General features: G+C 46.1%; 21 protein-coding genes and 1 pseudogene. 16 read left to right on the forward strand and 6 right to left on the reverse strand.

Going from position 1 to position 22,560, the window contains the following annotated elements:
- Positions 1-280: 280 nt before the first annotated feature.
- Positions 281-889 (reverse strand): superoxide dismutase, encoded by a 609-nt coding sequence (locus NST34_RS02985; RefSeq protein WP_076285882.1) that lies wholly within the window; start codon positions 887-889, stop codon positions 281-283.
- Positions 890-1,368: 479 nt separating this feature from the next.
- Between NST34_RS02985 and NST34_RS02990 the strand changes: the two genes are divergently transcribed.
- The 5 genes and pseudogenes from NST34_RS02990 (at position 1,369) to folE (ending at position 4,841) form a co-directional block, all read left to right on the forward strand.
- A complete protein-coding gene (locus NST34_RS02990) occupies positions 1,369-1,788 on the forward strand; it encodes a GNAT family N-acetyltransferase (protein WP_036676822.1) in 420 nt (139 codons plus the stop codon).
- A 190-nt stretch (positions 1,789-1,978) separates the two neighbouring features.
- On the forward strand, positions 1,979-2,587 hold the full coding sequence (gene lepB, locus NST34_RS02995; RefSeq protein WP_076285881.1) for a signal peptidase I: 609 nt from the start codon (positions 1,979-1,981) through the stop codon (positions 2,585-2,587).
- 36 nt (positions 2,588-2,623) lie between these two features.
- Positions 2,624-3,820: pseudogene (gene queG, locus NST34_RS03000) on the forward strand (tRNA epoxyqueuosine(34) reductase QueG); the annotation flags it as partial.
- 130 nt (positions 3,821-3,950) lie between these two features.
- A complete protein-coding gene (locus tag NST34_RS03005; protein ID WP_042123938.1) occupies positions 3,951-4,202 on the forward strand; it encodes a YneF family protein in 252 nt (83 codons plus the stop codon).
- A 45-nt stretch (positions 4,203-4,247) separates the two neighbouring features.
- Positions 4,248-4,841 (forward strand): GTP cyclohydrolase I FolE, encoded by a 594-nt coding sequence (folE, locus tag NST34_RS03010; protein ID WP_042123940.1) that lies wholly within the window; start codon positions 4,248-4,250, stop codon positions 4,839-4,841.
- 121 nt (positions 4,842-4,962) lie between these two features.
- Here the strand turns inward: folE and NST34_RS03015 are convergent, their stop codons facing one another.
- On the reverse strand, positions 4,963-6,141 hold the full coding sequence (locus NST34_RS03015) for a Fe-Mn family superoxide dismutase (protein ID WP_341127098.1): 1,179 nt from the start codon (positions 6,139-6,141) through the stop codon (positions 4,963-4,965).
- 188 nt (positions 6,142-6,329) lie between these two features.
- A complete protein-coding gene (locus NST34_RS03020) occupies positions 6,330-7,370 on the reverse strand; it encodes an alpha/beta hydrolase (protein WP_076285877.1) in 1,041 nt (346 codons plus the stop codon).
- A gap of 271 nt (positions 7,371-7,641) precedes the next feature.
- Here NST34_RS03020 and NST34_RS03025 point away from each other — a divergent pair, with 271 nt between their 5' ends.
- Positions 7,642-8,385, forward strand: coding sequence for an IclR family transcriptional regulator (locus NST34_RS03025; RefSeq protein WP_341127099.1), 744 nt, complete (start codon positions 7,642-7,644; stop codon positions 8,383-8,385).
- Positions 8,386-8,517: 132 nt separating this feature from the next.
- On the opposite strand, the gene acnA is transcribed toward NST34_RS03025, so the two are convergent.
- A complete protein-coding gene (acnA, locus tag NST34_RS03030; protein ID WP_076285875.1) occupies positions 8,518-11,259 on the reverse strand; it encodes an aconitate hydratase AcnA in 2,742 nt (913 codons plus the stop codon).
- Between the two features lie 270 nt (positions 11,260-11,529).
- Between acnA and NST34_RS03035 the strand changes: the two genes are divergently transcribed.
- The 9 genes from NST34_RS03035 (at position 11,530) to NST34_RS03075 (ending at position 19,311) form a co-directional block, all read left to right on the forward strand.
- Entirely contained in the window at positions 11,530-12,561 is a 1,032-nt protein-coding gene (locus NST34_RS03035) for an amidase domain-containing protein (protein ID WP_445667650.1), read from the forward strand.
- Between the two features lie 22 nt (positions 12,562-12,583).
- Positions 12,584-13,675 carry a D-alanine--D-alanine ligase gene (locus NST34_RS03040; protein WP_076285873.1) on the forward strand — a complete coding sequence of 364 codons (1,092 nt, stop codon included), beginning with the start codon at positions 12,584-12,586 and terminating at the stop codon, positions 13,673-13,675.
- Positions 13,676-13,722: 47 nt separating this feature from the next.
- Complete coding sequence (locus NST34_RS03045; protein ID WP_042123954.1) at positions 13,723-14,040, forward strand: hypothetical protein; 318 nt, start codon at positions 13,723-13,725, stop codon at positions 14,038-14,040.
- Positions 14,037-15,044 carry a UV DNA damage repair endonuclease UvsE gene (gene uvsE, locus NST34_RS03050; RefSeq protein WP_339244634.1) on the forward strand — a complete coding sequence of 336 codons (1,008 nt, stop codon included), beginning with the start codon at positions 14,037-14,039 and terminating at the stop codon, positions 15,042-15,044. Before NST34_RS03045 ends, uvsE begins: the two co-directional genes overlap by 4 nt.
- A gap of 237 nt (positions 15,045-15,281) precedes the next feature.
- A complete protein-coding gene (locus tag NST34_RS03055; protein WP_042184672.1) occupies positions 15,282-16,166 on the forward strand; it encodes an inositol monophosphatase family protein in 885 nt (294 codons plus the stop codon).
- 15 nt (positions 16,167-16,181) lie between these two features.
- Positions 16,182-16,442 (forward strand): hypothetical protein, encoded by a 261-nt coding sequence (locus tag NST34_RS03060; RefSeq protein WP_076285870.1) that lies wholly within the window; start codon positions 16,182-16,184, stop codon positions 16,440-16,442.
- Between the two features lie 127 nt (positions 16,443-16,569).
- Complete coding sequence (locus NST34_RS03065; RefSeq protein WP_341127100.1) at positions 16,570-17,862, forward strand: stalk domain-containing protein; 1,293 nt, start codon at positions 16,570-16,572, stop codon at positions 17,860-17,862.
- A gap of 100 nt (positions 17,863-17,962) precedes the next feature.
- Positions 17,963-18,514 (forward strand): peptide deformylase, encoded by a 552-nt coding sequence (gene def, locus NST34_RS03070; RefSeq protein WP_076285953.1) that lies wholly within the window; start codon positions 17,963-17,965, stop codon positions 18,512-18,514.
- A 176-nt stretch (positions 18,515-18,690) separates the two neighbouring features.
- Positions 18,691-19,311 (forward strand): hypothetical protein, encoded by a 621-nt coding sequence (locus tag NST34_RS03075; RefSeq protein WP_341127101.1) that lies wholly within the window; start codon positions 18,691-18,693, stop codon positions 19,309-19,311.
- Between the two features lie 74 nt (positions 19,312-19,385).
- On the opposite strand, the gene NST34_RS03080 is transcribed toward NST34_RS03075, so the two are convergent.
- Positions 19,386-20,702 carry a glutamate-1-semialdehyde 2,1-aminomutase gene (locus NST34_RS03080; RefSeq protein ID WP_341127102.1) on the reverse strand — a complete coding sequence of 439 codons (1,317 nt, stop codon included), beginning with the start codon at positions 20,700-20,702 and terminating at the stop codon, positions 19,386-19,388.
- A gap of 122 nt (positions 20,703-20,824) precedes the next feature.
- Complete coding sequence (locus tag NST34_RS03085) at positions 20,825-21,877, reverse strand: LCP family protein (RefSeq protein WP_341127103.1); 1,053 nt, start codon at positions 21,875-21,877, stop codon at positions 20,825-20,827.
- 105 nt (positions 21,878-21,982) lie between these two features.
- On the opposite strand from NST34_RS03085, the gene bcp reads away from it, so the two are divergent.
- Positions 21,983-22,450 (forward strand): thioredoxin-dependent thiol peroxidase, encoded by a 468-nt coding sequence (bcp, locus tag NST34_RS03090; RefSeq protein WP_042184684.1) that lies wholly within the window; start codon positions 21,983-21,985, stop codon positions 22,448-22,450.
- Positions 22,451-22,560: the final 110 nt, after the last annotated feature.

Consider the following 22,560-nt stretch of genomic DNA (forward strand, 5'->3'; position numbering starts at 1 on the left):
TTTTTAATCATTTTAGGGAAAACCTCCCTAAAAATTCGGTGAATATCTTATTTATGCTCCAGAACCGCTGGTTTTTAGGGAAGTTTTCCCTTATTACTAGTGTTTATGGAGAATATCGCTGAATTTTAGGGAGTTTTTCCCTAATTATAGTAAGACGAAGGCTATTTGGGGACTCTGCCCAGTAGAGCAACATAAAAAAAGGTATCCCGCAGCCTATTAGGCCAGGGGATACCTTTTTAAATTGGCTATTAAGCTATAAGCTCAAGCCGAATTTAATTCCTTATTTCGAGCTTTCGTAACGTTTGCCAACTTCTTCCCAGTTTACTACGTTCCAGAACGCTTTGATGTAATCAGGGCGTTTGTTTTGGTAGTTCAGGTAGTAAGCGTGCTCCCATACATCAAGTCCGAGGATTGGAGTAGCGCCTTCGCTGATTGGGTTGTCTTGGTTAGGTGTGCTTGTTACTGCCAGTTTGCCATCTTTAACAACTAGCCAAGCCCAGCCACTGCCGAAACGAGTAGTTGCTGCTGCTGCGAAATCTTCTTTGAATTTTTCGAATCCGCCCAGTTCGCTGTCAATAGCTGCTGCAAGTGCGCCAGTTGGTGCGCCGCCGCCGTTTGGTCCGATAACTTCCCAGAACAAGGTGTGGTTAGCGTGTCCGCCACCATTGTTACGAACAGCAGTGCGGATAGCTTCTGGTACAGCGTTCAGATCTGTAAGAAGTTCTTCGATGCTTTTGCTTTGCAATTCAGGTGCCTTTTCCAAAGCTGCGTTCAGATTAGTCACATATGTGTTATGGTGTCTATCATGGTGAATTTCCATCGTCAAAGCGTCGATGTGTGGTTCGAGTGCGTTGTTTGCATAAGGAAGTGCTGGTAATTGAAATGCCATGGAAAAATCCCTCCTGAGTATATTAGAATTTGTATAGATAAAGAACTTCGGCGGTTTATCGTCAAAATTCTTTATTGTTGATATGTACTATAGGGTATCTCCCAATAGGATACTTTAATTAAACAGTATCTGGATCAATAATGCAACACTAAACAAACATAAATGTTTATAAAGTATGTTGGGAGTGTAAACAGGATCATCAATTGTATTTAAAATGTTAAAATAAAGAGCCGTCACCCCATAGACATAACTCTGTATAATTACCCTTATAATGAAACAATGAATCTCAACCAAAATGTAAACGCTTGATATTAAGCGCTTTCAAAAGAAAAATGATGATATCACGAGAAAAGTGTGCTTTAATAGATTTAAAAGCAGGTATTCCTCGGTATTTGATGCTTTTTTTTATTTTCTCAATGTTAAGGGAACCCCTTCTTTTTGTTAAATTCATAAGCCATAGACAAGGGAGATTTTAAAGAATGCACGTTCGTTCCTTTCAATTAAGCGACGTTAGCCCTGTGACTGATTTGCTGCAAACAGCATTATCGGAAGAATGTTTCGAGAACACTATCGAGCCTTTCTCCAGGCAGCTTTCATGGGATTCAGATCTCATTGTAGTTGCGGAAGATGAAGAAGAAATTGTTGGAGCACTGATTGGTACGATTGAGAAAAACCACGGTTGTTATTTCCGGATTGCTGTACATCCTGATTATCGCCGCAGAGGAGTCGGTAGAAGTCTGGTATCGGCTATGGAATCCAGGTTTCAAGCTCGTAAGGTTAGTGGTATCTACGTAGCCGTCGATGAGCATAATTCTTTTGCATTGCCATTGTATGAAGCTATGGGATATAGCGAGAATCAAATTTTTAAATCTGTCCGGAAGCTGAGCATTGTTGGGTAATTTTGATCACTCAGCTGCGTAAGCGGAAACATTTACTAAATATAGAACTATAGTTGATGATATAGTCTGTTTCACTCATACTCAAGCGTATTTTCCAGAAGTCCATTACTAATGGCTGGGAGATATGCTTTTTTATTGTTATAATATCTGCAAGTATAGACATCAATAATTGAGAATAAGAGGTGACATATTGAGTCAGGAGTCCCAAGTAGAGTTCATGCGTAATCGGAAGCAAAGACATAGATCCTCCAGATCAAAGAAAGGCTTTGGTGGTCGTTTGGCCGCGGAATTGAAGGATTGGTTGCTTACAGCGGTAGTTGTATTTGCGGTAATGTCGGTTCTTAATATTTTTGTGTTCAATATATCAACGGTTAAAGGTCAGTCTATGCAGCCAACGCTTGTGGAAGGTGAGAGGCTCTTTATTAATAAGCTTTCATTGATGTTTGTAAACCCAAAACACGGGGATGTCGTCATTCTTCATGATCCTAGCACTGGACCAAGTCGGAAGGACTTTTTAGTAAAACGAGTCATTGGCATACCTGGAGATATCATAGAAGTGAAGGATCACCAGTTATATGTGAATGGAAAAATAGTGAATGAGCCGTATATAGATACCGAGATTGAAGACCCGGATTTCGCGGCGTTAACTGTGGAGAGCGGAAACTATTTTGTCATGGGAGATAACCGTCATGCTTCAGCAAGCAAAGATAGTCGTTATTTCGGCTCCATCCCACAGGACATGATTGTAGGCAGGGCGGATTATATCTGGTGGCCGCTGTCTAAACTGAAAGGGTTATAAGAATTTTATCGATAACATGAAAAGGAGAAGGCGGAAATGAACAATACATTTCAGTCACCGTATGCACCCCCGCCTTCCAAGTGGGCACAGCTTAAAGCGGAGATTCAGGAGGCTGCGACGTCACTCGGTATTGATGATATCGGGTTTACTACAGCAGAGCCTTTTTTATATCTGAAAAATATTTTGCAAGACCACCGAGACAAAGGATATGAATCTGGTTTCGAGGAACCGGATCTGGATAAAAGGACAATCCCCGCTCTGAGCTCTGGGGACAAGCCCTTATCTATTATTTCAATTGCTGTGGCCTATCCTTCCAAAATGGAGAATCCTCCAAAATCTGAGCCAGGTGCACGAAGAGGTATTCTCGCCCGAGCATCATGGGGCAGGGATTATCATCATGTGCTGAGGGAGGCCTTAAGTAAGTTAGAGGACTTTATTCATGAGCGTGTGCCGGAGGCTGTGCTGGAAAGTATGGTCGATACCGGTGTGCTGGTAGATAGAGCGGTTGCGGAAAGAGCAGGAATAGGCTTCAGCGGCAAAAACTGTTCCATCATCTCGCCCAAATGGGGATCTTGGATTTATCTAGGGGAGATGGTTACGAACATTCCTTTTGCTCCGGATGAGCCTGTTGAAGAAGGCTGTGGGGAATGTACCAAGTGTATTGATGCTTGTCCAACCGGCGCGCTGGTGGGTCCGGGTCAACTTAACGCGCAGGCTTGTATTTCTTTTCTGACGCAGACCAAAGGATTTCTGAGTGATGAATACATGACCAAGATTGGCAACCGTCTATACGGCTGTGACACCTGCCAGATTGTATGTCCCAAGAATCGAGGGAAGAACTGGAATCATCGCCCTCAGATGCTGCCTGATCCTGAGATCGTGAAGCCATTGTTAATGCCAATCCTGAATCTTAGCAACCGTGAATTCAAAGAGAGATTCGGAAATAGCTCTGCTGCCTGGAGAGGCAAAAAGCCGATGCAACGAAATGCGATCATCGCTCTCGGTAATTTCAAGGAAGTAGAAGCGGTGCCAAAGCTAACAGAAATTGTTCTGAAAGAGTCGCGGCCTGAGATGCGAGGCACTGCTGCTTGGGCGCTGGGACGCATCGGTGGTGAGGAGGCTCTAGCTGCTGTTGAATCGGCTTTAGAGCGCGAAGAGCATGACACGGTAAAAGAAATGCTGAGCCGGGCACAGGATGTGCTCCTTACTGCGAAGCAGGCACGAGAGGACAGCGATGTTTAATGAAGGAAAAAGATCATAGACAGGTTGCATATTCCCAATTGCTGTCCAGTTCTCGAAATGCTATGATAGATTCGCGTGCCATATGGCGATGCAGACAATAGAGTGTAGAGGTGGGCTTTAGATGAATATCGCATTACCTATTATTACATTGGTCGTAGGTCTCATCGGTGGATTTTTTATCGGTGTGTATTATCTGCGCAGACAAATGACAACTATGCAGAATGATCCTGAAATGCTGCAAAAGGTTGCGAAACAAATGGGTTATAACCTGAATGGGAAACAAATGCAACGTGCCCAACAGATGATGAAGAATCAGAACCAGACAGGCGCCCGACCAGGAGCAGCTAAAGGGAATAAACGTAGAAGTAAGTAACCGGGTCCGGATAGAAATTATACGGGTGCGGAAGGGGGAGACATCATGGGGAACATCAATGAATACGTGAACGGTAAAGTATCAGAGAACCGTGAGCAAATCGAGTATCACGTTGAGAAAATATTAGAATTAATCGGTGAAGATACCGGCCGCGAGGGACTGCTTGAAACACCAGCACGTGTTACGCGGATGTACGAGGAGATATTCGGCGGTTATTCGATAGATCCCCGCGAGGCGCTCGGTGTTACTTTTGATGAGTCTCATGAAGAGCTAGTGATCGTGAAGGATATCGTCTATTACAGCCAATGTGAGCATCACATGGCTCCATTCTTCGGTAAAGTGCATATTGGATACATTCCGAGCGGACGGATTGCTGGACTCAGCAAATTAGCTCGCCTAGTTGAAGCAGTGAGTCGGCGTTTACAGGTTCAAGAGCGCATTACGACGCAAATTGCGGATATTATGACGGAGGTACTAAGCCCTCACGGCGTTATGGTCGTTGTGGAAGGTGAACATCTTTGTATGTGCGCACGTGGAGTGAAGAAGCCAGGAAGTAAGACGGTAACCATGTCTACTAGAGGGGTCTTCCGGGAGGATGCCGCCGCTCGTGCGGAGTTTCTGAGCTTGATTAAAGAATAGTATATAGAGGTGTCTATACCTCGAAATTAGAAGGACCCATCATTCACTTTTTGTGAACGATGGGTCCTTTTGGGTCAATATAAGCGAATAGAAGTGATGTCTTCTACGAAGTGGTAAGAGATCAGTAAGGCTTCCATGCCAGTTTACTGGCAGCGGCATAACGCTCTGACACATATGGCCAGTTGACGACCTTCCACCAATCGTTAATATAATCCGCACGATTATTCTGATGTTTCAGATAGTAGGCATGTTCCCATACATCCAAGGCCAAGAGCGGAACAACGTCCCATTGCGATAAATTTTGATGTTTTTCCGCAGTGAGAATTTCTAGTCTATGGCTGCGTGGGCTCCAGACGAGAATGGCCCAGCCGCCACCTTCTACTTTATTCGCAGCTTCGGTGAACTGTTTCTTGAAGCTGTCATAGCTTCCAAAGCTTTGTTCTATAGCTTCTAGTAAAGCACCTGTTGGGCGGCCCCCACCTTGCGGAGACATCACGTTCCAAAAGATCGTGTGAAGATAGTGGCCTGCACCATTAAAGGCTAATTCTCTCTCCCAATGTTTAACGAGATCGAAGTCACCGTTCTTACGGGAATCTGCTAATTTAACTTCAGCCTTGTTTAATCCATCTACATAACTTTGATGGTGCTTATCGTGATGAATTCTCATCGTCTTTTCGTCAATATAAGGTTCTAGTGCATTATAGGCGTAAGGCAAGGGAGGTAGCGTATGGCCGCCAATGGGTACTACGTCGTTTTTATCGCGGATATCAGGAACAGTGTCAGTAAAAGTAGAAAATCCATCATTCCGCATGGTATCGTCTGTATCGATGTTTACGACATAATCCTCTGTGTAATCGCGCATGACTTGTGATAGCTTTCCGGGCGAGCTGAGTGTCTGCAGTACGGCTAAGAAGTATTCTGATTCGCGAATAATATGCAGAATCACAGTAGTTGCAAGGGGGACGGCTTTGACCGCTGCGCTACTCTCCATGATGGCAAAGAGCTGCCGGACGAACTCTTGGGATTGATTGCAGGAGATATGTAGCAGTTTCTCCGTTTCCGCAGTGAGTTCTGACTGTGGTGGAGGAGAAGCGGAAAGGGCAGCATTCAATAGCTGCTGTGCCGCCTGCTCAGTTGCACCAAAAACAACGGCCCATTCATCAAGGAGTTTCACATAAGGGTCCTCTAATTTAGGTACGATCGCTTTGATGACTTCGGTATGCTCTTTCTCTTGTGTTTTCCAAAATACGATTTCTTCCAGGATACGTACTGGCAGCATCGGCCCGTATACATATAGCATGCCAAGAAAACCTCCCGTGATATGTCTTTATCAGTCCATTATATGAACGGTCTTGGAAGGTTATGAAGAACATAAACTTAGAGTGCCTCTTTGGCTTCTTTCTTTCCAGGGGATGAAAACAGCCTCTTCCTAGGATACATTTCTTTCTGTCCCTGGAAGAGGCTGTTCGTATGGTTATTAGCGCTTAGTTAATTACTTGCCATCGCCGGCTGATCGCCATTATTATTTTTGGCCAGATGGACATTCCCTAAAAAAGCGGAGACCCGCCGCAAATACTCACGGGGATGCTCGCGGAACAACAGCTCATGATGACTACCTTCAATGATCCAGGAATCAGAGAACGGATTGTTCTGATTTGCTGCTAGTTCTTCGGCAATAGGATAAGGGGCTTTATCGTCTTTGGTTCCATGCATGAAAAGGATTGGGAAAGGATAATCTTTGGATTTAACCTTTGCATAAGGAATCTGATCTAGTCCCGTACCGTTCAGTACCGGGAACAGCATTTCCATGATCGCCAGGGAAGGTTGGCGCGGCAGATCGATATTCTGCTTGATATTATGATACAGCGTGTCTGGTTCTAACAAAAAGGTGCTGTCCAGAATCATCGCGTCGATGTCCTCAGATACTAATCCTGCTTGCAGTGCTGTGCCAGCACCCATGGAGAAGCCCCAAACAACGAGCTCTTTAGCCCCGCGTTCCTTTGCGAAATCAATGGCGCCTAGAAGCTGCTGGGATTCTTTTTTGCCGCCGGTTGCAATATCCTTATTACCTTGGGCAGCAAATCCGTAATCAAACATTACGACATTGAAATTCAGACTGTGTGCATAGTGAGCGAGATCGTACATAGGTACCCAAGACTCTTCGCGGTTGGCACCATAGCCATGACTGAACACGATAGTCTTAGTGGCATCCTTGGCTGGAATATACCAGCCGTTCATCATGCGACTGCCATCCTTAGCGGGAAAAGTTACATCCTCGTAGGCGAGGCCTTTGGCCATCATAGGATTGGAGTACAGTGGCGCGACGGTTGGATTGGATAGTACCCAAGCGATGTAGCCATGGAGCGAGACAAAACAAAATGCTAAAAAGAAAAATATAGATAATAGCAATGCAACGATAATATGCTTAACACGGATCATCCGCAGCGATAGTCGTGATGAACTGCCCTGTTTAGGTAGTTTAGGACGACGGGAGACTGACGTGCCGGCTCGGCTGGTTGTCAGATCCATAAGGTCCCCTCCTAAGTATGATGTGAGTACTAGTGCCTAGGATAATTTGTCGAAAATGATACTAAAGCATTAGTCTATTTAATATGTTTATCGTAAGTTGAAGCACTTACAAAGTCAATGAATTAGACCGTTTTGTAATGTAACTGTAAAGTGCGGACCAGTCTTTATCGGCTCAGTGAATATACTGGACTTTCCGTAGAGTTTTGCACTAAGATAGAGTTAATTATAATGTAACCGCGTTTCATTTGATGAAACACGAGGGGGGATTACTGTGGAGGACCGAAAGCTAACGGTACGCGCGGTAGAACGTGCGCTCGACATATTACTTTGTTTTACGCAGGACAGTGATTTAGGGTTAACGGAGATCGCATCAAAGATTGACTTACATAAGAGTACAGTCCACAGATTGCTGGCAACACTAGAGGAAAAGGGCTTTCTTATTCGCAATCCGGCGACAGAAAAATATAGGTTGGGTATACGAATCTGGGAGTTGTCTACGCATCTGCCTGCTTTTGACGAGTCGGCAGCGGTATTGCTGCCATCTATGGAACGGCTGAGAGATCGACTCGGAGAGACGGTAAGTCTTTACTTAAGGGATGGTATTGAACGCGTACGTATTCAGGCGGTACAGAGCCAGCAGGCGATTCGTAGAGTCGCACAGATCGGTGCGAGGCTGCCATTATCCGTAGGGGCGTCGAGTAAGGTGTTAGCAGCGTATGCACCACCTGAGGTGTTGAGAGAGCTACTGGAGAGTTCGGAGTGGCCGGATTACGTTGAGAAGAGTGTATACAAAGATCAGCTTAATGAGATCATCCGGCTGGGGTATGCCACGAGTTTCGAAGAACGTGAGTCTGGTGCGGCCGCTGTGGCGGTACCTGTCACAGGCCGTAGTGGAAATGTGATTGCGGCGTTATCGCTGTCAGGGCCGGTCAGCCGCCTGTCTAGGGATACGTTAGTGGAGTATGCCGCCATCTTGAAGGAAGTAGCAAGTGAAATGGGCATGATGATTCCATAGCCCAACATGAGAAAAACGGCCAGTCTCCGGATGATCGGAGGCTGGCCGTTTAATATCCAAATATAATAAGACAAGGGAGTGTCTCTAGCCTTAATGGCCAGAGGGCACTCCCTTGTGCGTCTTGCGATAAACCTATTCTACCGATACAGCCGAAGAATCTGTGGCATCCGCCAGCATTTGACGAAGTACAGTTTGTAGAATACCACCATTGCGATAGTAATCAATATCAACCGTGCTGTCGAGTCGTGCAGTAACAGGGAAGTCGAATTGAGTACCGTCTTCACGGGTAGCGGTAACAGTTAGATCTTGGCTTGGCGTCACCTCGTTATCGAGACCTGTAATGTTGAAGGTCTCACGTCCGGTCAGTCCCAAGCTGCTCCAGCCGTGGCCTTCCTGGAATTGCAGTGGAAGCACACCCATACCAACCAGATTGCTGCGGTGAATCCGCTCAAAGCTCTCAGCGATAACAGCTTTAACACCCAACAGAAGCGTGCCCTTGGCAGCCCAGTCACGTGAGCTTCCTGTGCCGTATTCTTTACCGGCGATAACGATGAGATTCTGTCCAGCGTCCTGATACAGCATGGAAGCGTCATAGATGGACATGACTTCATCGCTTGGCAGGAAGGTTGTAACTCCGCCTTCTGTACCTGGAGCTACTGCATTACGAATCCGAATATTAGCGAATGTACCACGCATCATGACTTCATGATTTCCGCGGCGTGAGCCGTAGGAGTTGAAGTCTGCACGTTCTACACCATGATCGCGTAAATATTCGCCGGCAGGACCAGAGGTAGAGATATTACCTGCAGGTGAGATATGGTCGGTCGTTACGGAATCAGCAAGCAACGCCAGAACGCGTGCATCCTTGATATCCTTGATGTCTCCCAGACCGTCTGCCAGATGCTCAAAGAATGGCGGATTCTGAATATACGTGGAATTATCATCCCACTCATACAGCTCGCCTTGTGGAACAGGGATAGAATTCCAACGTTCATTAGCAGTGAATACATTCTCGTATTTACGACGGAACATCTCCGGACTAAGGGAGAGACCGATTGCTTCACGAATTTCAGCAGTAGTTGGCCAAATATCCTTCAGGAATACAGGTTCACCTTGTGGATCAAATCCAAGCGGTTCAGTCTGTAAATCGATATTTACAGTGCCAGCCAGTGCGTAAGCAACTACGAGCGGCGGTGAAGCCAAGTAGTTTGCTTTGACCTGAGCATGTACGCGGCCTTCAAAGTTACGGTTACCGGAGATTACAGCAGCTACGGTCATATCGTTATCAGTGATGGCTTGGCTAACCTCTTCAGGCAATGGACCGGAGTTACCGATACAAGTAGCACAGCCATATCCCGCCAAGTAGAAGCCCAGTGCTTCAAGTGGCTTCAGCAAGTCTGCTTTTTCCAAATATTCAGTAACAACCAATGATCCTGGAGTCAAGCTGCTCTTAACGTATGCTGGTTTGGTCAGACCACGTTCCACAGCTTTTTTCGCCAAAAGACCTGCACCTAGCATAACGCTAGGGTTGGAAGTATTCGTACAGCTTGTAATCGCTGCGATCACGACCGCGCCTGTGCTTAGCTTGCTTTTGGTGCCATTTTTATGTTCTATTTCTACAACTTGGGCGATTTTCTCATCGCTGAGACCGTAACCGCCTTTGTCTACAGGTGTACGGATAATACCTTCGAAATTTTCTTTCATATGCGTAAGTTCGATCCGGTCTTGCGGACGTTTTGGTCCAGCCAAGCTTGGAACGACAGAAGCTAGGTCAAGTTCAATTACATCGCTGAACTCAGGATCTGGCGTATTCGAAGTGCGGAACATGCCTTGTGCTTTGTAATAAGATTCAACGAGCTCTACCAGATCATCTGGACGACCTGTGCTGCGAAGATAAGCAAGTGTCTCTTCATCTACAGGGAAGAAACCGATCGTTGCTCCGTATTCTGGCGCCATGTTAGCAACCGTTGCCCGGTCAGCGAGACTGATGTTAGCAAGACCAGGACCGTAGAATTCGACGAATTTGCCGACTACGCCCTTTTTACGCAACATTTCAGTCACTGTCAGTGCCAAGTCTGTTGCTGTAGCCCCTTCGATAAGACTACCTGTAAGCTTGAAGCCCACTACATCTGGTGTAACAAAATAGAGCGGTTGTCCGAGCATACCTGCTTCAGCTTCAATACCGCCTACACCCCAGCCCACAACACCAAGTCCATTGATCATCGTAGTGTGGGAGTCCGTTCCAACAAGGGAATCTGGATAAACGACAGTTTCACCATCGATAGTTTTAGTGGTGGCTACGGAAGCCAAATACTCCAAATTCACCTGATGCACGATACCGGTAGCTGGAGGAACTGCGCGGAAATTATTGAAAGCGGTCTGTGCCCAGCGAAGGAAACGGTAGCGTTCCTCGTTGCGCTCAAACTCCACGTTCATATTGTATTCCAAAGCGTCTGCCGTACCGAAAGCATCAACCATAACAGAGTGGTCAATTACAAGGTCAACGGGAACGAGCGGGTTGATCTGTTTAGGATCTCCGCCGGCTTTCTTTACGGTGTCACGCATAGCTGCCAGATCTACGACTACCGGAACACCGGTAAAGTCCTGAAGTACGATACGAGCAGGGATAAACGGAATTTCTTTATTGCGATCAATGTCGCCTGACCAATCAGCCAATTGTTTCACATGTTCTTCTGTAATCGCCCGTCCGTCAAATTGACGAACAGCCGCCTCAAGTAATACTTTGATCGAGAAAGGAAGGGAAGAGATAGAGCCCAATCCTTGTTCCTCAAGGGAGTTAAGATCATAATAGCGATAAGATTTGCCACCTGATTCCAGGGTGCGGGCCAACGAGAAATGATCCTTGCTTGGCATATGTGCGCCTCCTTGTTTCATCTATTGAAACTCAATTTCACATTGCATGTTATTTAATTATAACGGTTACAAAGAGGGGAGTAAAGTTTTTTTTCCTATATATAAAGCCCGAATATCGCATCTCTGAAACCATTTAGAGTTACCTCTAAAACGTAAGCTATAAGCAAAGCATATGCCCTACCATGTAAATTGAAGCGATCTGTATAGCGGCCTGTTTCCTTTCATATACATAGAGCAGTAGTTAAAAGGGAATGAAGGGGTGCGAGTATAATGGAACAACAGTGGAAGCAGAGTCTATATGTATATGTAGATCAAGTGAATAAGGCCAGGGTGGAACCTAAGTCCTCATCGCAAACAGTTTCCGTATCCGTTAAAGATCCACGTTTTCTGGTGGAGCAAGGGGAACGTTCACGCCGTATCGCTGAATGGTATACCGCTCGTGGGATCACTCCGCTGCGTGGGGAAACAGGTGTAAAGACTTTACGGACCGTCCGGCAGACTCCGACTGAGGTGGTAGCAGAGGTTACGCTGCATAGTGCACTCTATTATGAAAAAGGAGGCGTTAACCACCGCGAGGATAGGGTTGAGCTGGAGCGGTTGACTTTTGTGCGGGACGGAGGGGGTTGGGAAATCGCTGCTATAGAACGAACCATTCCCGAAAGGAATATAGTTCATAGAGCTGAGGTGGAGTTATCAGGCAGGTTGTCCAAATGGGGGGAAGCTTTGCCTGCTCCGCTGCCATCACAGCCCCTTCTAAACCGGAATATTCTTGGGGAGATCTCGGGCTCAAGAGAGGTTCGCTACAACCGTGAAGAAGCGGTGGCTTATGCCGATCGTTGGTGGAAAGACGGGAATCCGGAGTTCGAAACATTTGAGGTAGATTGTACGAATTATGTCTCCCAATGCCTCTTTGCAGGGGGCGCGCCTATCAACTATACTGGTAAAAGAGAAACGGGTTGGTGGTACAAAGGCTACCAAGGAAAACAAGAATGGTGGAGTTATAGCTGGGCTGTATCAGACAGTCTGCAGCGCTATTTGAGCGTTAGCCGGAGCAGCGGCTTGCGTGCGGAAGTCATGGAGCGGCCGGAGCAATTGATGCTGGGCGATATCATTCAATATGACTGGGATGGTAACGGGCAATATCAGCACAGCACGATCGTCACAGCCTTTGATGCTGGTGGCATGCCGCTTGTGAATGCACGTACAGTTAGCAGTCGTCATCGCTTCTGGGACTATCGTGATTCCTACGCATGGACGGAACAAACGAAATACCGTTTTTTTCATATTAACGACTATTTATAAGACAGAAAGAGGTTGTAAAGGTATGGGGAACGCAAAACTAACCGTAGGGCTGGTGTACGGGGGCAAATCCGGAGAACATGAGGTATCGCTACAGACGGCTTTTGCCGTGATGAACTCATTTGATTACGATAAATATGAGATTATCCCTTTTTATATTTCAAAACAGGGCTTGTGGAAAGTCGGAGAGACGTTATCGGCACCTTATAGTGAGGTAGAGCAGCTCAAGCTTTCAGATGCAACGGAAGATATGGGCACAGCCCTGAATGTAGTATTTAGTGGACTATCCGGTGCGGATAAAGCGGTGGACGTTATGTTCCCACTGCTGCACGGCACGTATGGCGAGGACGGAACAATTCAAGGGTTGTTCGAAATGGCGAATATTCCTTATATTGGGGCTGGTGTTCTTGCCTCTTCGGCAGGGATGGATAAGGTTGTTATGAAGAAGCTATTCGCTGATGCAGGTCTGGATCAATGTGAATATTGTTATTTTAACATCAGCGCTTGGAAAAGAAAAAGCCATGAGTTGATTGTGGGTGTAGAGGATAAACTGGGATATCCAGTATTCGTAAAGCCTGCTAATCTGGGCTCAAGTGTAGGTATTTCTAAGGCTTCTGATAAGGAAAGTCTTGTAAAAGCTATAGATTTCGCCTTCCGTTATGACACCAAAGTCATTATTGAGGAATTCGTGGATGCTCGTGAGGTAGAGGTCGGTGTGCTCGGAAATGATGAGCCAGAGGCCTCTGTTCCGGGTGAAATCGTTTCTTCTGGAGAATATTATGACTACGCAGCTAAATATACGGACGGTAAATCGCAAATGATGATTCCTGCGCCAGTAGATTCTGAAGTTGCTGATCGTTTGCGGGAGTCCGCGATAACCGCTTTTAGAGCGATTGAGGGTAGCGGGATTACCCGGGCGGATTTCTTCCTGCGGAGATCGGATGGTAAAATTCTAATTAACGAAGTGAATACGATGCCTGGCTTCACTCCTTACAGCATGTATCCGCTATTGTGGCGTGAGACAGGTGTATCCTATAGAGCTCTGTTAGACCGTATGATTGAGTTAGCCTTAGAGCGCTATAATTTCAAACAAGGTCTTAAGTATGACAATGAGTAATTGAAGCTACTAGCGGGTTCATCCCGACTGGAAAGGGGCGACGAAATATGGGTTTTCAAACTGAATTCAATTCCGTCTGTAAGTTCAAGAATGAACAAGAGCTGTACGAGCTGCTGGAGTATGGGCGTACCAAAATGGTGAAGCAGGGCTTTCGCGTGTATCCGACGGGTCAGAAGGTGATTGCCTACACACCTGAGAATGTAGCTGTAGCGATCGTCAAAATCTCAGCCTCGATCGCAGAGATTAATTTTCAGGGGCATGAGGTTACAGCGGTCGAAATGGAACTCGTGCGTAAATTGAATGAAGAAGAATCAAAAGTGCAAACTGCACTAGCAGATGAAATGTTTTTTGGAGCGCAGGGATGATTGTCCGTTTTGGATATGTAGCGATGTCCACCGTTATCAAAGACTGCTCACCATCCAAGACTATGACGATGGCCTCCTTCAAGAAGCTGGATGACCGTGAAGCGGCACTTCGGCGTTTGGAGAACCTCGCTCGGATGAATCTGCACAATACGCTGCGACTAATGAAGCATAATGTGGGTTCGGACATCTTCGTGTACCGTCTCACTTCCAAGTTGATTCCTTTGGCGACGCATCCTGATTTACAGGATTGGAATCCGTTTGCTGCGCTCGCTGAGGAATTCGCGGAAGTGGGGCAATATGTGAAAAAGCATGGGATGCGGGTGTCTTTTCATCCAGATCACTTTACAGTGCTTAGTACACCCCGTCCTGAGGTGCTAGTAAGTTCCATCCGGGATTTGCAGCACCACACGGACATGCTGAATGCCATGGGACTTCCTGCCATGGCGAAGAACAACATTCATATTGGCGGAGCCTATGGGGACAAGCCGGTGGCAGCCAAGCGGTTTGAGAAGCATTTCCGCGAGCTACCAGCAGCGCTGCAGGCACGTATTACGCTGGAGAATGATGATAAGACCTTCACAGCCCCGGAGACACTGGCAGTCTGCCAGAACGTAGGCCTGCCGATGGTGCTGGATATTCACCATCAATGGGTGAATAATGAAGGAGAGCTCCCTTGGGAGCTGTGGCCTGATATTCAGCAGACATGGCGAAGCGAGCTTGCGCAGAAGGATGTTCCGTCTGGAGAGCTTTTCCCGCCTAAGATTCATGTATCTAGTCCGCGCAGTCCGTCTGATCCACGCAGCCATGCAGATGGTGTGGAGCCTGCGCCATTAGTAGCTTTTTTAAAGCGGATAGCTGCAGATACCCCTGCTATTGATGTTATGATTGAGGCAAAACTTAAAGATGGTGCGTTATTTGGATTGATGGAAGCAATGAAGGAGCTGGCTGATGCCGGTAACGGAATTTCTGTATTAAATGGGGCAAGTGTGAATATCGAACCTTAAACAATGAAAATAAGGCGATAGGTCCCGAATACGGGCCCTATCATGACTTGATATGTAACTTGAAATAGGGTACGTTGAATGAAACTTTATTACGATTAACATTCAAGGGATCATAGAAATGGGTATCCCTTATGGCGGAACTTTGAGAACGTTTTGGCGTATTGAACGGTATTGTGAATAGGATTGCTTTAAATTTCATGCCAATGGCGATTATGTTCAAGGAAGCGGAGTGAAGATATGAGTCCTTTAAAACCAGAGGGTAAGAAAGAACGTGAACCCTATGTAGTAACAAGCAAGGGACATACGGCGGTAGCCATTAATGCTGCTGCCAAAGCAGGAGAATGGATAAAAAGCAGACAGGGCCTGGTGAAGGAACTTAATACAAAGACATCAGCACAGGATCTGGTCACGGAAGTAGATAAAGGCGTTGAACAGATGATTCGCAGGTTGATCCTGACACATTATCCAGATCATGCGATCCTCGGTGAGGAAGGCGTTTCCCCGGGAGCAGCAGCAGCAACCGCTGCATTGGAAGAAGCTCGTGAGCATGAATATCTGTGGATTGTAGATCCTGTAGATGGTACGACAAATTTTGTACACGGATTTCCTTTTTACTGTGTCTCCATTGCTTTAGTGATTCGTGGAGAATTAACGGTGGGGGTAATTTACGATCCGATTCGTGATGAAATGTTCGTTGCAGAAAAAGGTAAGGGAGCCTACATGCATGGTGTTCCTACCGCAGTCTCTACAGAGGACGTTTTTGGAGACAGCTTGATTGCAATGGGCTTTCCACCGGACCGTGAATTTGCGCAACCTGTGAATATGGCAGGACTGCAGAGCATTCTTCCGCAGATTCGTGGTATTCGTGCAGGAGGTTCAGCAGCTCTACACTTGGCTTATGTGGCAGCAGGTAGAGTAGATGGATACTGGGAAGTAGGCTTAAGCCCTTGGGATTGTGCAGCAGGAGTGCTGCTAGTGCTTGAATCAGGGGGCAGAATTACGGATACGCTTGGGCGTCCATACGATATTGGCACTCGTCATATAGTAGCAAGTAATGGTCATATTCACGAATATTTGGTTTCGTCACTGAAGAATGCTGAAGCAACAGGATATAAGCTTTAGGGAGGACGATGCATCATGAGCGAGAAGGATGATCTGGAACGCAAGCTAAGCGAAATGTTGGTTGATGGTGAGATGGAACAGGGTGACCGTATAGCTAAAGAAATCCGTGAGATCTCTCCGAAGTATGAAATTCGTATCCAGACCACAATGGATCCTATTGTGGAGGAGACGCTGCGGTATCGTAAGATTGGACATGAACTAGACGATCGTTATGATAAATATCTGGAACGTGCCGGGAAACATTTGAATTCACAAGAGGATTCAAATAAAGAATAAGACATTCGTTTCTAGCTGTGATAATAATTGTGATGTTCAGAGCGGTTTCCCGAATATGGGAGGCCGCTCTTTTGCGTTGCTATCAGGGATGGTAGAATGAGAATTAGAACATTTTGGGAGGGATACGATGCTAAGCAAGTGGAGAAGAATTTTAGCAGCTAGCACAAGCAGTATGCTTTTGTTATCTGTGCTGATTGGCGTAGGTGCCGGATCGGCAAATGCAGCTGACACGTCTACAACACAAGATGCAAGTCAGGATGTCTTTCGCATCGTAGCTCTTGGCGATTCGATTACTGCCGGATACGAGCCGGGAATGACGGATGTGAATACCAAGCCTTACGGTTATGCGGAGCGACTACTGGAGCAGGGGTGGTATCATGGCCGGAGCGAGCTTACCAATTATGGTATTCTTGGATTGACCACTGCTGGATTACGTAATTACACTGGAGCCATCAAGGACGGCTCAGCGATTACCGCTGAAGGTATTCAGTCAGGTCTTCCAGATCCGCGGATTGACCAATTCGTAAAGTTAACCCCGCAGATCGCATCAGAGCTGAAGGAAGCCGATCTGATTACGATTACAATTGGCGGGAATGATGTAAGCCGTCTTTTCTTACAGGTGAAGGAGCTGACAGATACAGATTTTGAATCTCAGCTGGAGCAGAAGCTAGCGGATTACAATACGAATGTGAAGGCGAGTCTTGAGAATATTCGTGCGATAAATCCTCAAGCAACAATTATTTTGGCTGACCAATACCAGCCTGCTCCTAAGATCGCTCTTGGTGCGATGTACACTAAATTGATGACCGCAGCAGCGAAATTTACGGATTCGGCAGATCGTGTGGCTGCAAGTATGAATCAAGAGGGAGCAAAGGTAGTAGTAGCTCATGTAGCGGCAAAGTTTGCCGGCTCAGAGGGATCACTCACACATATTATCGGGGCAGGACAAGCGGATTTTCACCCTACGCAGCTAGGATACGAGACCATTGCAAAAGTATTTGCTGAATTACAATGGGGGGAATACCGCATTCCCACTGTAGCCGCGATGGCTACGGATACTTTACCGATGTCGATTGTTGTAAAGGGTGTAGAGTTAAATACGCCGAATAAGCCCATCCTTAAGAATGGTCAGAACTTCTTGGCGCTTAAAGATATTCTAAATGCCGTAGGCGCTAATGGAAAGTGGGATAATAAGACCTCCAGTGCGACTATTGAATACGGTGGCCGGACGGTTGTAATCACGATCGGTAGCAAATTTATTAAGGTGAATGGACAGAATGTAGCCATTGATACCCCTGCTTTTCTGCAAAAGGTAGGCAAAGAAGATAAAACTTATCTTCCCCTTGCCGCATTGGCGACCGGACTTGGATTTGATGTTAATTATAGTAGCAAACTGCGAACGGCTTTCATAAATCCATAAATCTGCATACTATATCATAGGTATTTTAAATTAAGCCCGTAAGGCAAAGGTGGATGGAATATTGTCTAGTTCAAAATTTAGTGCTGAATATATCATCACTATGGATGATATTGTACGGGAAGGTCATCCCGTGCTTCGTACCGTAGCTCAACCAGTGGAGCTTCCTCTACATAAGGAGGATCGTGAGACTCTGCAATGTATGCTTCAGTTTCTGAAGAACAGCCAGGACCCGGAGATTTCCGAAGAATACAATTTACGCTCTGGCGTAGGTCTGTCGGCGAATCAAATCGGACTGTTGAAGCGTATGTTCGTGATGTATTCTACGGACGAGAGAGGGAGGATTGTAGAGCATGCTTGGGTTAACCCTAAGATCATCAGTCACTCACTAACCATGGTGTACTTACCGGAGAGCGAGGGGTGTCTGTCCGTTGATCGACCGGTGCATGGTTTTGTACCTCGTTATGAATCTGTGAAGGTAAAGGGATATGATCTTGAGGGGAAGGAAGTGGTCCTTAAATTTAAGGGCTACCAAGCCATCATCATCCAGCATGAGATTGATCATCTCGATGGGATCATGTTCTACGACCGAATCAACAAGGAAAATCCATTCAAGCTTCCTCAGGGAGTGGAAATCCGTAACTTGTACGAGTAAAAGAAAATCTCTGAATCATAAAGCGTGTGGTCTTGCAGCATAAAGCTGAAGGGCGCATGCTTTTTTTTGCTATCTGCAAGATTGAATGATTTCGAATATTTTACAAATTAATCCACAGGAGGTACCATGTAGCTAATGGGTAGAAATTAACTTTATTATCAGAAGGAGGTTATTAAATGGGTTGGGGTAGAATGCCAATAAGAGGCGTGGTCAACGAATATAATGATGAGGTTAAGAAGATTGATGAGCAGATTTTGACTCTGATTCAGGAACGTAAAGCTATAACAGGCAAAAAACGGTTCTCCCCCGAAAGTGAGCTCCTTGAGGAATGGTCAACTAGATTCGAGATGGACACTTCTCAGATTGTACAGTATATACACAGTCTGAATGAGGCTGTGCCCAGACGGAAATATTGGGAAGAGCCCGGTTTACTGCTCGGCGTACTTCCAATTGTGAAGCGGACAGTCCTCGAAGATTGCGAGTATACACTTACACATGCTATGCAGTATGAAACGCTCAGTATAGTTACTGTGGAGATTAAGTATTTAAAAGAAACAGTGGAGCGCGTTTATCTTAAACCGGCTCTAACATTGGAGATTTTGAGCGAGGCAGCCTATGAAATCCAGCAGCATGGAGGTCACGGAGGGGGAGCTCATACACAAATGCAGTTCTTGGTCTCGCCACCGCTGCCAGTGGATCTGGATACGGTTCAATTTGCCTTAATACCCGGAGGAGACCAAATGTTTCGGCCTTCCATGACAGAGATTATATTGGACAAGCAAATTGACTTCGAATAGTGCCTATGCAAAAAAACCTACCACCAGAAGCTTGGTGGTAGGTTTTAGTATGTTTAGTGGCTGTAAATATCGTCTTATTTCTCAGCCGCCATAGCGCGGAATGAATCTTCTGCTGCAATCAGCGTAGCGTCGATATCTGCATCGGTATGTGCTGTCGTTAGGAACCAAGCTTCATATTTCGAAGGGGCGAGGTTAATCCCTCGGTTCAACATGTGACGGAAGAAGCTACCGAACAATTCGCCATCTGTATCCTGTGCCTCATCGTAATTCGTAACTGGATGCTTACAGAAATGAGTAGAGAATGAACCACGGATGCGGTTGATCGTCAGTGGAATGCCATGACGGTCAGCAGATTCCTGAAGACCGTCGACAAGGCGGATCGCAAGCCGTTCCATCTCATCGTATACGCCTTCTGCGCTCAGCACTTCCAGACAGGCGATCCCTGCGGAAATGGAAGCAGGATTTCCCGCCATTGTTCCCGCTTGGTATGCCGGTCCTAGTGGGGCTACTTGTTCCATCACATGCTTACGTCCGCCGTACGCGCCGATCGGTAGGCCGCCGCCGATGATTTTGCCGAGTGCTGTAAGGTCAGGAGTAATGTCTTCATGGTTATCCAGTCCTGCATATGTCTGTGTGGAACCATAGTGGAAGCGGAAGGCCGTAATGACTTCGTCATAAATAACGAGTGAGCCGTTATCATGAGCCAGCTTGCAGAGCCCTTCGAGGAATCCCGGCTTCGGCATCACCATACCGAAATTACCGACGATCGGTTCAACCATTACAGCGGCGACATCTTCGCCCCATTTTTCTAGTGCCTCTTGCAGGCTTTCCAGATCATTAAAAGGAACAGTGATTACTTCCTGTGCAATACTGCTAGGCACGCCGGCACTATCTGGAATACCAAGCGTAGAAGGCCCGGATCCTGCTGCTACGAGCACTAGATCAGAGTGGCCGTGATAACAGCCAGCGAATTTTACGATTTTGCTGCGCTTTGTATAAGCACGAGCGACACGAATGGTAGTCATAACCGCTTCTGTGCCGGAATTGACAAACCGGACTTTATCCATAGACGGAATAGCTTCTTTAAGCATTTTAGCAAGCTTAATTTCGAGCTCTGTTGGGGTTCCGTAAAGAACACCATTCTCAGCTGCAGTGGTAATTGCCTTCGTTATATGTGGGTGAGCATGGCCGGTAATGATCGGTCCATAGGCTTGGAGATAGTCGATATATTCATTGCCATCTACATCCCAGAAGTGAGATCCACTGGCACGCTTCATAAATACAGGTGCTCCGCCTCCAACAGCTTTAAAAGAGCGGGAAGGGCTATTTACACCTCCAACGATATGTTGAAGGGCTTCGTGATAAAGTTGCTCAGATGTGGAACGATTCATAATGTGATCATCCTTTCGATTGTTGGTGCTCATGGCAACGGGCGAACAACGGTGTTTCCGCTGTCCGCCCGTATTATACCATTGCTTGTAGTGTCTACTTGTGAACGTTGCTTGTCAGATCTTTATTGGGTTGCGCTAGTGTTACTATTTGAAGTAGTCTCTGGTGAAGTTGAAGGTGTAGGCGTTGGCTCAGGGCCATTTAAGGTATCCTGAACAAATTCCTTTAATTTCTTCTCACTGCGAATGCCTATAACCTGCGATCCGTCACTTGTAGTTTCCTCTTTGAGCAGATCCATTGGCGGAATTTGCTCACTACCGCCCATGGTACTATCGTACCCGACGGTTGCAAGCTTCCACATATCATTTACTGTCAGATTGGTTTCGATATAAGGCGTAACTTGAGACAGGATATTCGGTAGCTTGATTATGGATGTGGTCTGGATCAGCTTGTCAGCCACAACCTTGAGAAATGCACGCTGGCGCTCGGTCCGAGTGAAGTCGGAGGTAGCGTCATGTCGAAAACGTACATATTGCAGAGCTTTATTACCGTCGAGATGCTGATATCCTTTTTTAAGATCAATGTCATACTCCGGACCATCTGCAATGGTCTTGTACACCATATCTTTCTCGACTTCATAATCTACACCACCAACGGCATCTACTAGCTTGATGAATCCTTGGAAGTCCGTGTAGACATAATATTGAATCGGGATGCCGAGCAGATCGCTTACAGTCTGCATCGCCGTGTTAGGTCCATAAATGATAGCTGAATTAATACGTTTTTCGCCGTGATCTGGAATCGGAACGTAAGTGTCTCTAAGAATTGAGAATACGCTGATTTTCTTCTTCACGGGATCAAGTGAGGCGACAAGCATTGTATCGGAACGAGGAATTTCCCCCTTCTTGACACCGCGGGCATCCACGCCCATTAGTAGTATATTAACAGGCTCTGTACCTTCCCATTTTGGAGGTTCTGGCGTGTCAACATCAACGGTCTCAGCATCCTTGAATGGTGAATTCTCGGTGTTCGACATGCTGCCAAGCTCATTGACAATGGAAGTGAAGTAGTAAGTGGCCCCACCGATAATAAGTAGGAGTATAATGGCCAGTATCCAAAGCAGCGGTTTCTTTTTTGACTTATTAGTCTTTGCGTGCCTTTTCTTTCTAGGTGGCATTTCTCGTTCTTCCTTTCGCATTCACATTCTCTACATTATAATTTCTTTTGGGGATACGCGCAATTCATGCTCGATCCTCCAATATCAAGAAGGAGTGGATATAACTTGAACGTAGTAGCTATTGGACAAAAAGTACCGAATTTCACTCTTCCGTCTTCCAACGGGCAAGAGGTTAGTTTAAGTGATTACCTGGGCCGAAAGGTCATTTTATATTTTTATCCTAAAAATATGACACCAGCCTGTACGCAGGAGGCCTGTGAATTCCGGGACGCCCATGATCAGATTACTACGCTTGGTGCGGTTGTTTTAGGCATCAGTCCAGATCCTTTGGCTTCGCATATGAGATTTACGGAGAAGAACAGTCTACCCTTTCCACTGTTGTCTGATGAGGATCATAAGGTCAGTGAAATGTTCGGTGTATGGCAGCTTAAGAAGCTCTATGGTAGAGAATTCATGGGCATTGTACGTTCTACTTTTCTGATCGATGAGCAGGGGATCTTAGTGGAAGAATGGCGGAAAGTACGAGTGAAGGGTCATGTAGCATCTGCCATAGCAGGGATTTCCAAATCATAAAGTTTGTTAATAACTTTTTGTAAAAGTCTGTTACATTTTTAACAGCTTTCATAAGGTGTTGTCATGATATAGTTTCCTCATAATTGCTTCAAATTTGGAGCAAGACGAGG

The organism is Paenibacillus sp. FSL H7-0714, assembly GCF_038003765.1.
GTDB lineage: Bacteria > Bacillota > Bacilli > Paenibacillales > Paenibacillaceae > Paenibacillus_AQ.

What these genes read in the sequence shown, in the direction of transcription:
- NST34_RS03015 (WP_341127098.1), bottom strand. Translation starts at nt 6,141, where the DNA reads ATGCTATATGTATACGGGCCGATGCTGCCAGTACGTATCCTGGAAGAA.
- NST34_RS02985 (WP_076285882.1), bottom strand. Translation starts at nt 889, where the DNA reads ATGGCATTTCAATTACCAGCACTTCCTTATGCAAACAACGCACTCGAA.
- NST34_RS03045 (WP_042123954.1), top strand. Translation starts at nt 13,723, where the DNA reads ATGGGTTTTCAAACTGAATTCAATTCCGTCTGTAAGTTCAAGAATGAA.
- NST34_RS03065 (WP_341127100.1), top strand. Translation starts at nt 16,570, where the DNA reads ATGCTAAGCAAGTGGAGAAGAATTTTAGCAGCTAGCACAAGCAGTATG.
- NST34_RS03060 (WP_076285870.1), top strand. Translation starts at nt 16,182, where the DNA reads ATGAGCGAGAAGGATGATCTGGAACGCAAGCTAAGCGAAATGTTGGTT.
- uvsE (WP_339244634.1), top strand. Translation starts at nt 14,037, where the DNA reads ATGATTGTCCGTTTTGGATATGTAGCGATGTCCACCGTTATCAAAGAC.
- NST34_RS03005 (WP_042123938.1), top strand. Translation starts at nt 3,951, where the DNA reads ATGAATATCGCATTACCTATTATTACATTGGTCGTAGGTCTCATCGGT.
- acnA (WP_076285875.1), bottom strand. Translation starts at nt 11,259, where the DNA reads ATGCCAAGCAAGGATCATTTCTCGTTGGCCCGCACCCTGGAATCAGGT.
- NST34_RS03085 (WP_341127103.1), bottom strand. Translation starts at nt 21,877, where the DNA reads ATGCCACCTAGAAAGAAAAGGCACGCAAAGACTAATAAGTCAAAAAAG.
- NST34_RS03075 (WP_341127101.1), top strand. Translation starts at nt 18,691, where the DNA reads ATGGGTTGGGGTAGAATGCCAATAAGAGGCGTGGTCAACGAATATAAT.
- def (WP_076285953.1), top strand. Translation starts at nt 17,963, where the DNA reads ATGGATGATATTGTACGGGAAGGTCATCCCGTGCTTCGTACCGTAGCT.
- NST34_RS03055 (WP_042184672.1), top strand. Translation starts at nt 15,282, where the DNA reads ATGAGTCCTTTAAAACCAGAGGGTAAGAAAGAACGTGAACCCTATGTA.
- NST34_RS03035 (WP_445667650.1), top strand. Translation starts at nt 11,530, where the DNA reads ATGGAACAACAGTGGAAGCAGAGTCTATATGTATATGTAGATCAAGTG.
- NST34_RS03080 (WP_341127102.1), bottom strand. Translation starts at nt 20,702, where the DNA reads ATGAATCGTTCCACATCTGAGCAACTTTATCACGAAGCCCTTCAACAT.
- NST34_RS02990 (WP_036676822.1), top strand. Translation starts at nt 1,369, where the DNA reads ATGCACGTTCGTTCCTTTCAATTAAGCGACGTTAGCCCTGTGACTGAT.
- NST34_RS03020 (WP_076285877.1), bottom strand. Translation starts at nt 7,370, where the DNA reads ATGGATCTGACAACCAGCCGAGCCGGCACGTCAGTCTCCCGTCGTCCT.
- folE (WP_042123940.1), top strand. Translation starts at nt 4,248, where the DNA reads ATGGGGAACATCAATGAATACGTGAACGGTAAAGTATCAGAGAACCGT.
- NST34_RS03040 (WP_076285873.1), top strand. Translation starts at nt 12,584, where the DNA reads ATGGGGAACGCAAAACTAACCGTAGGGCTGGTGTACGGGGGCAAATCC.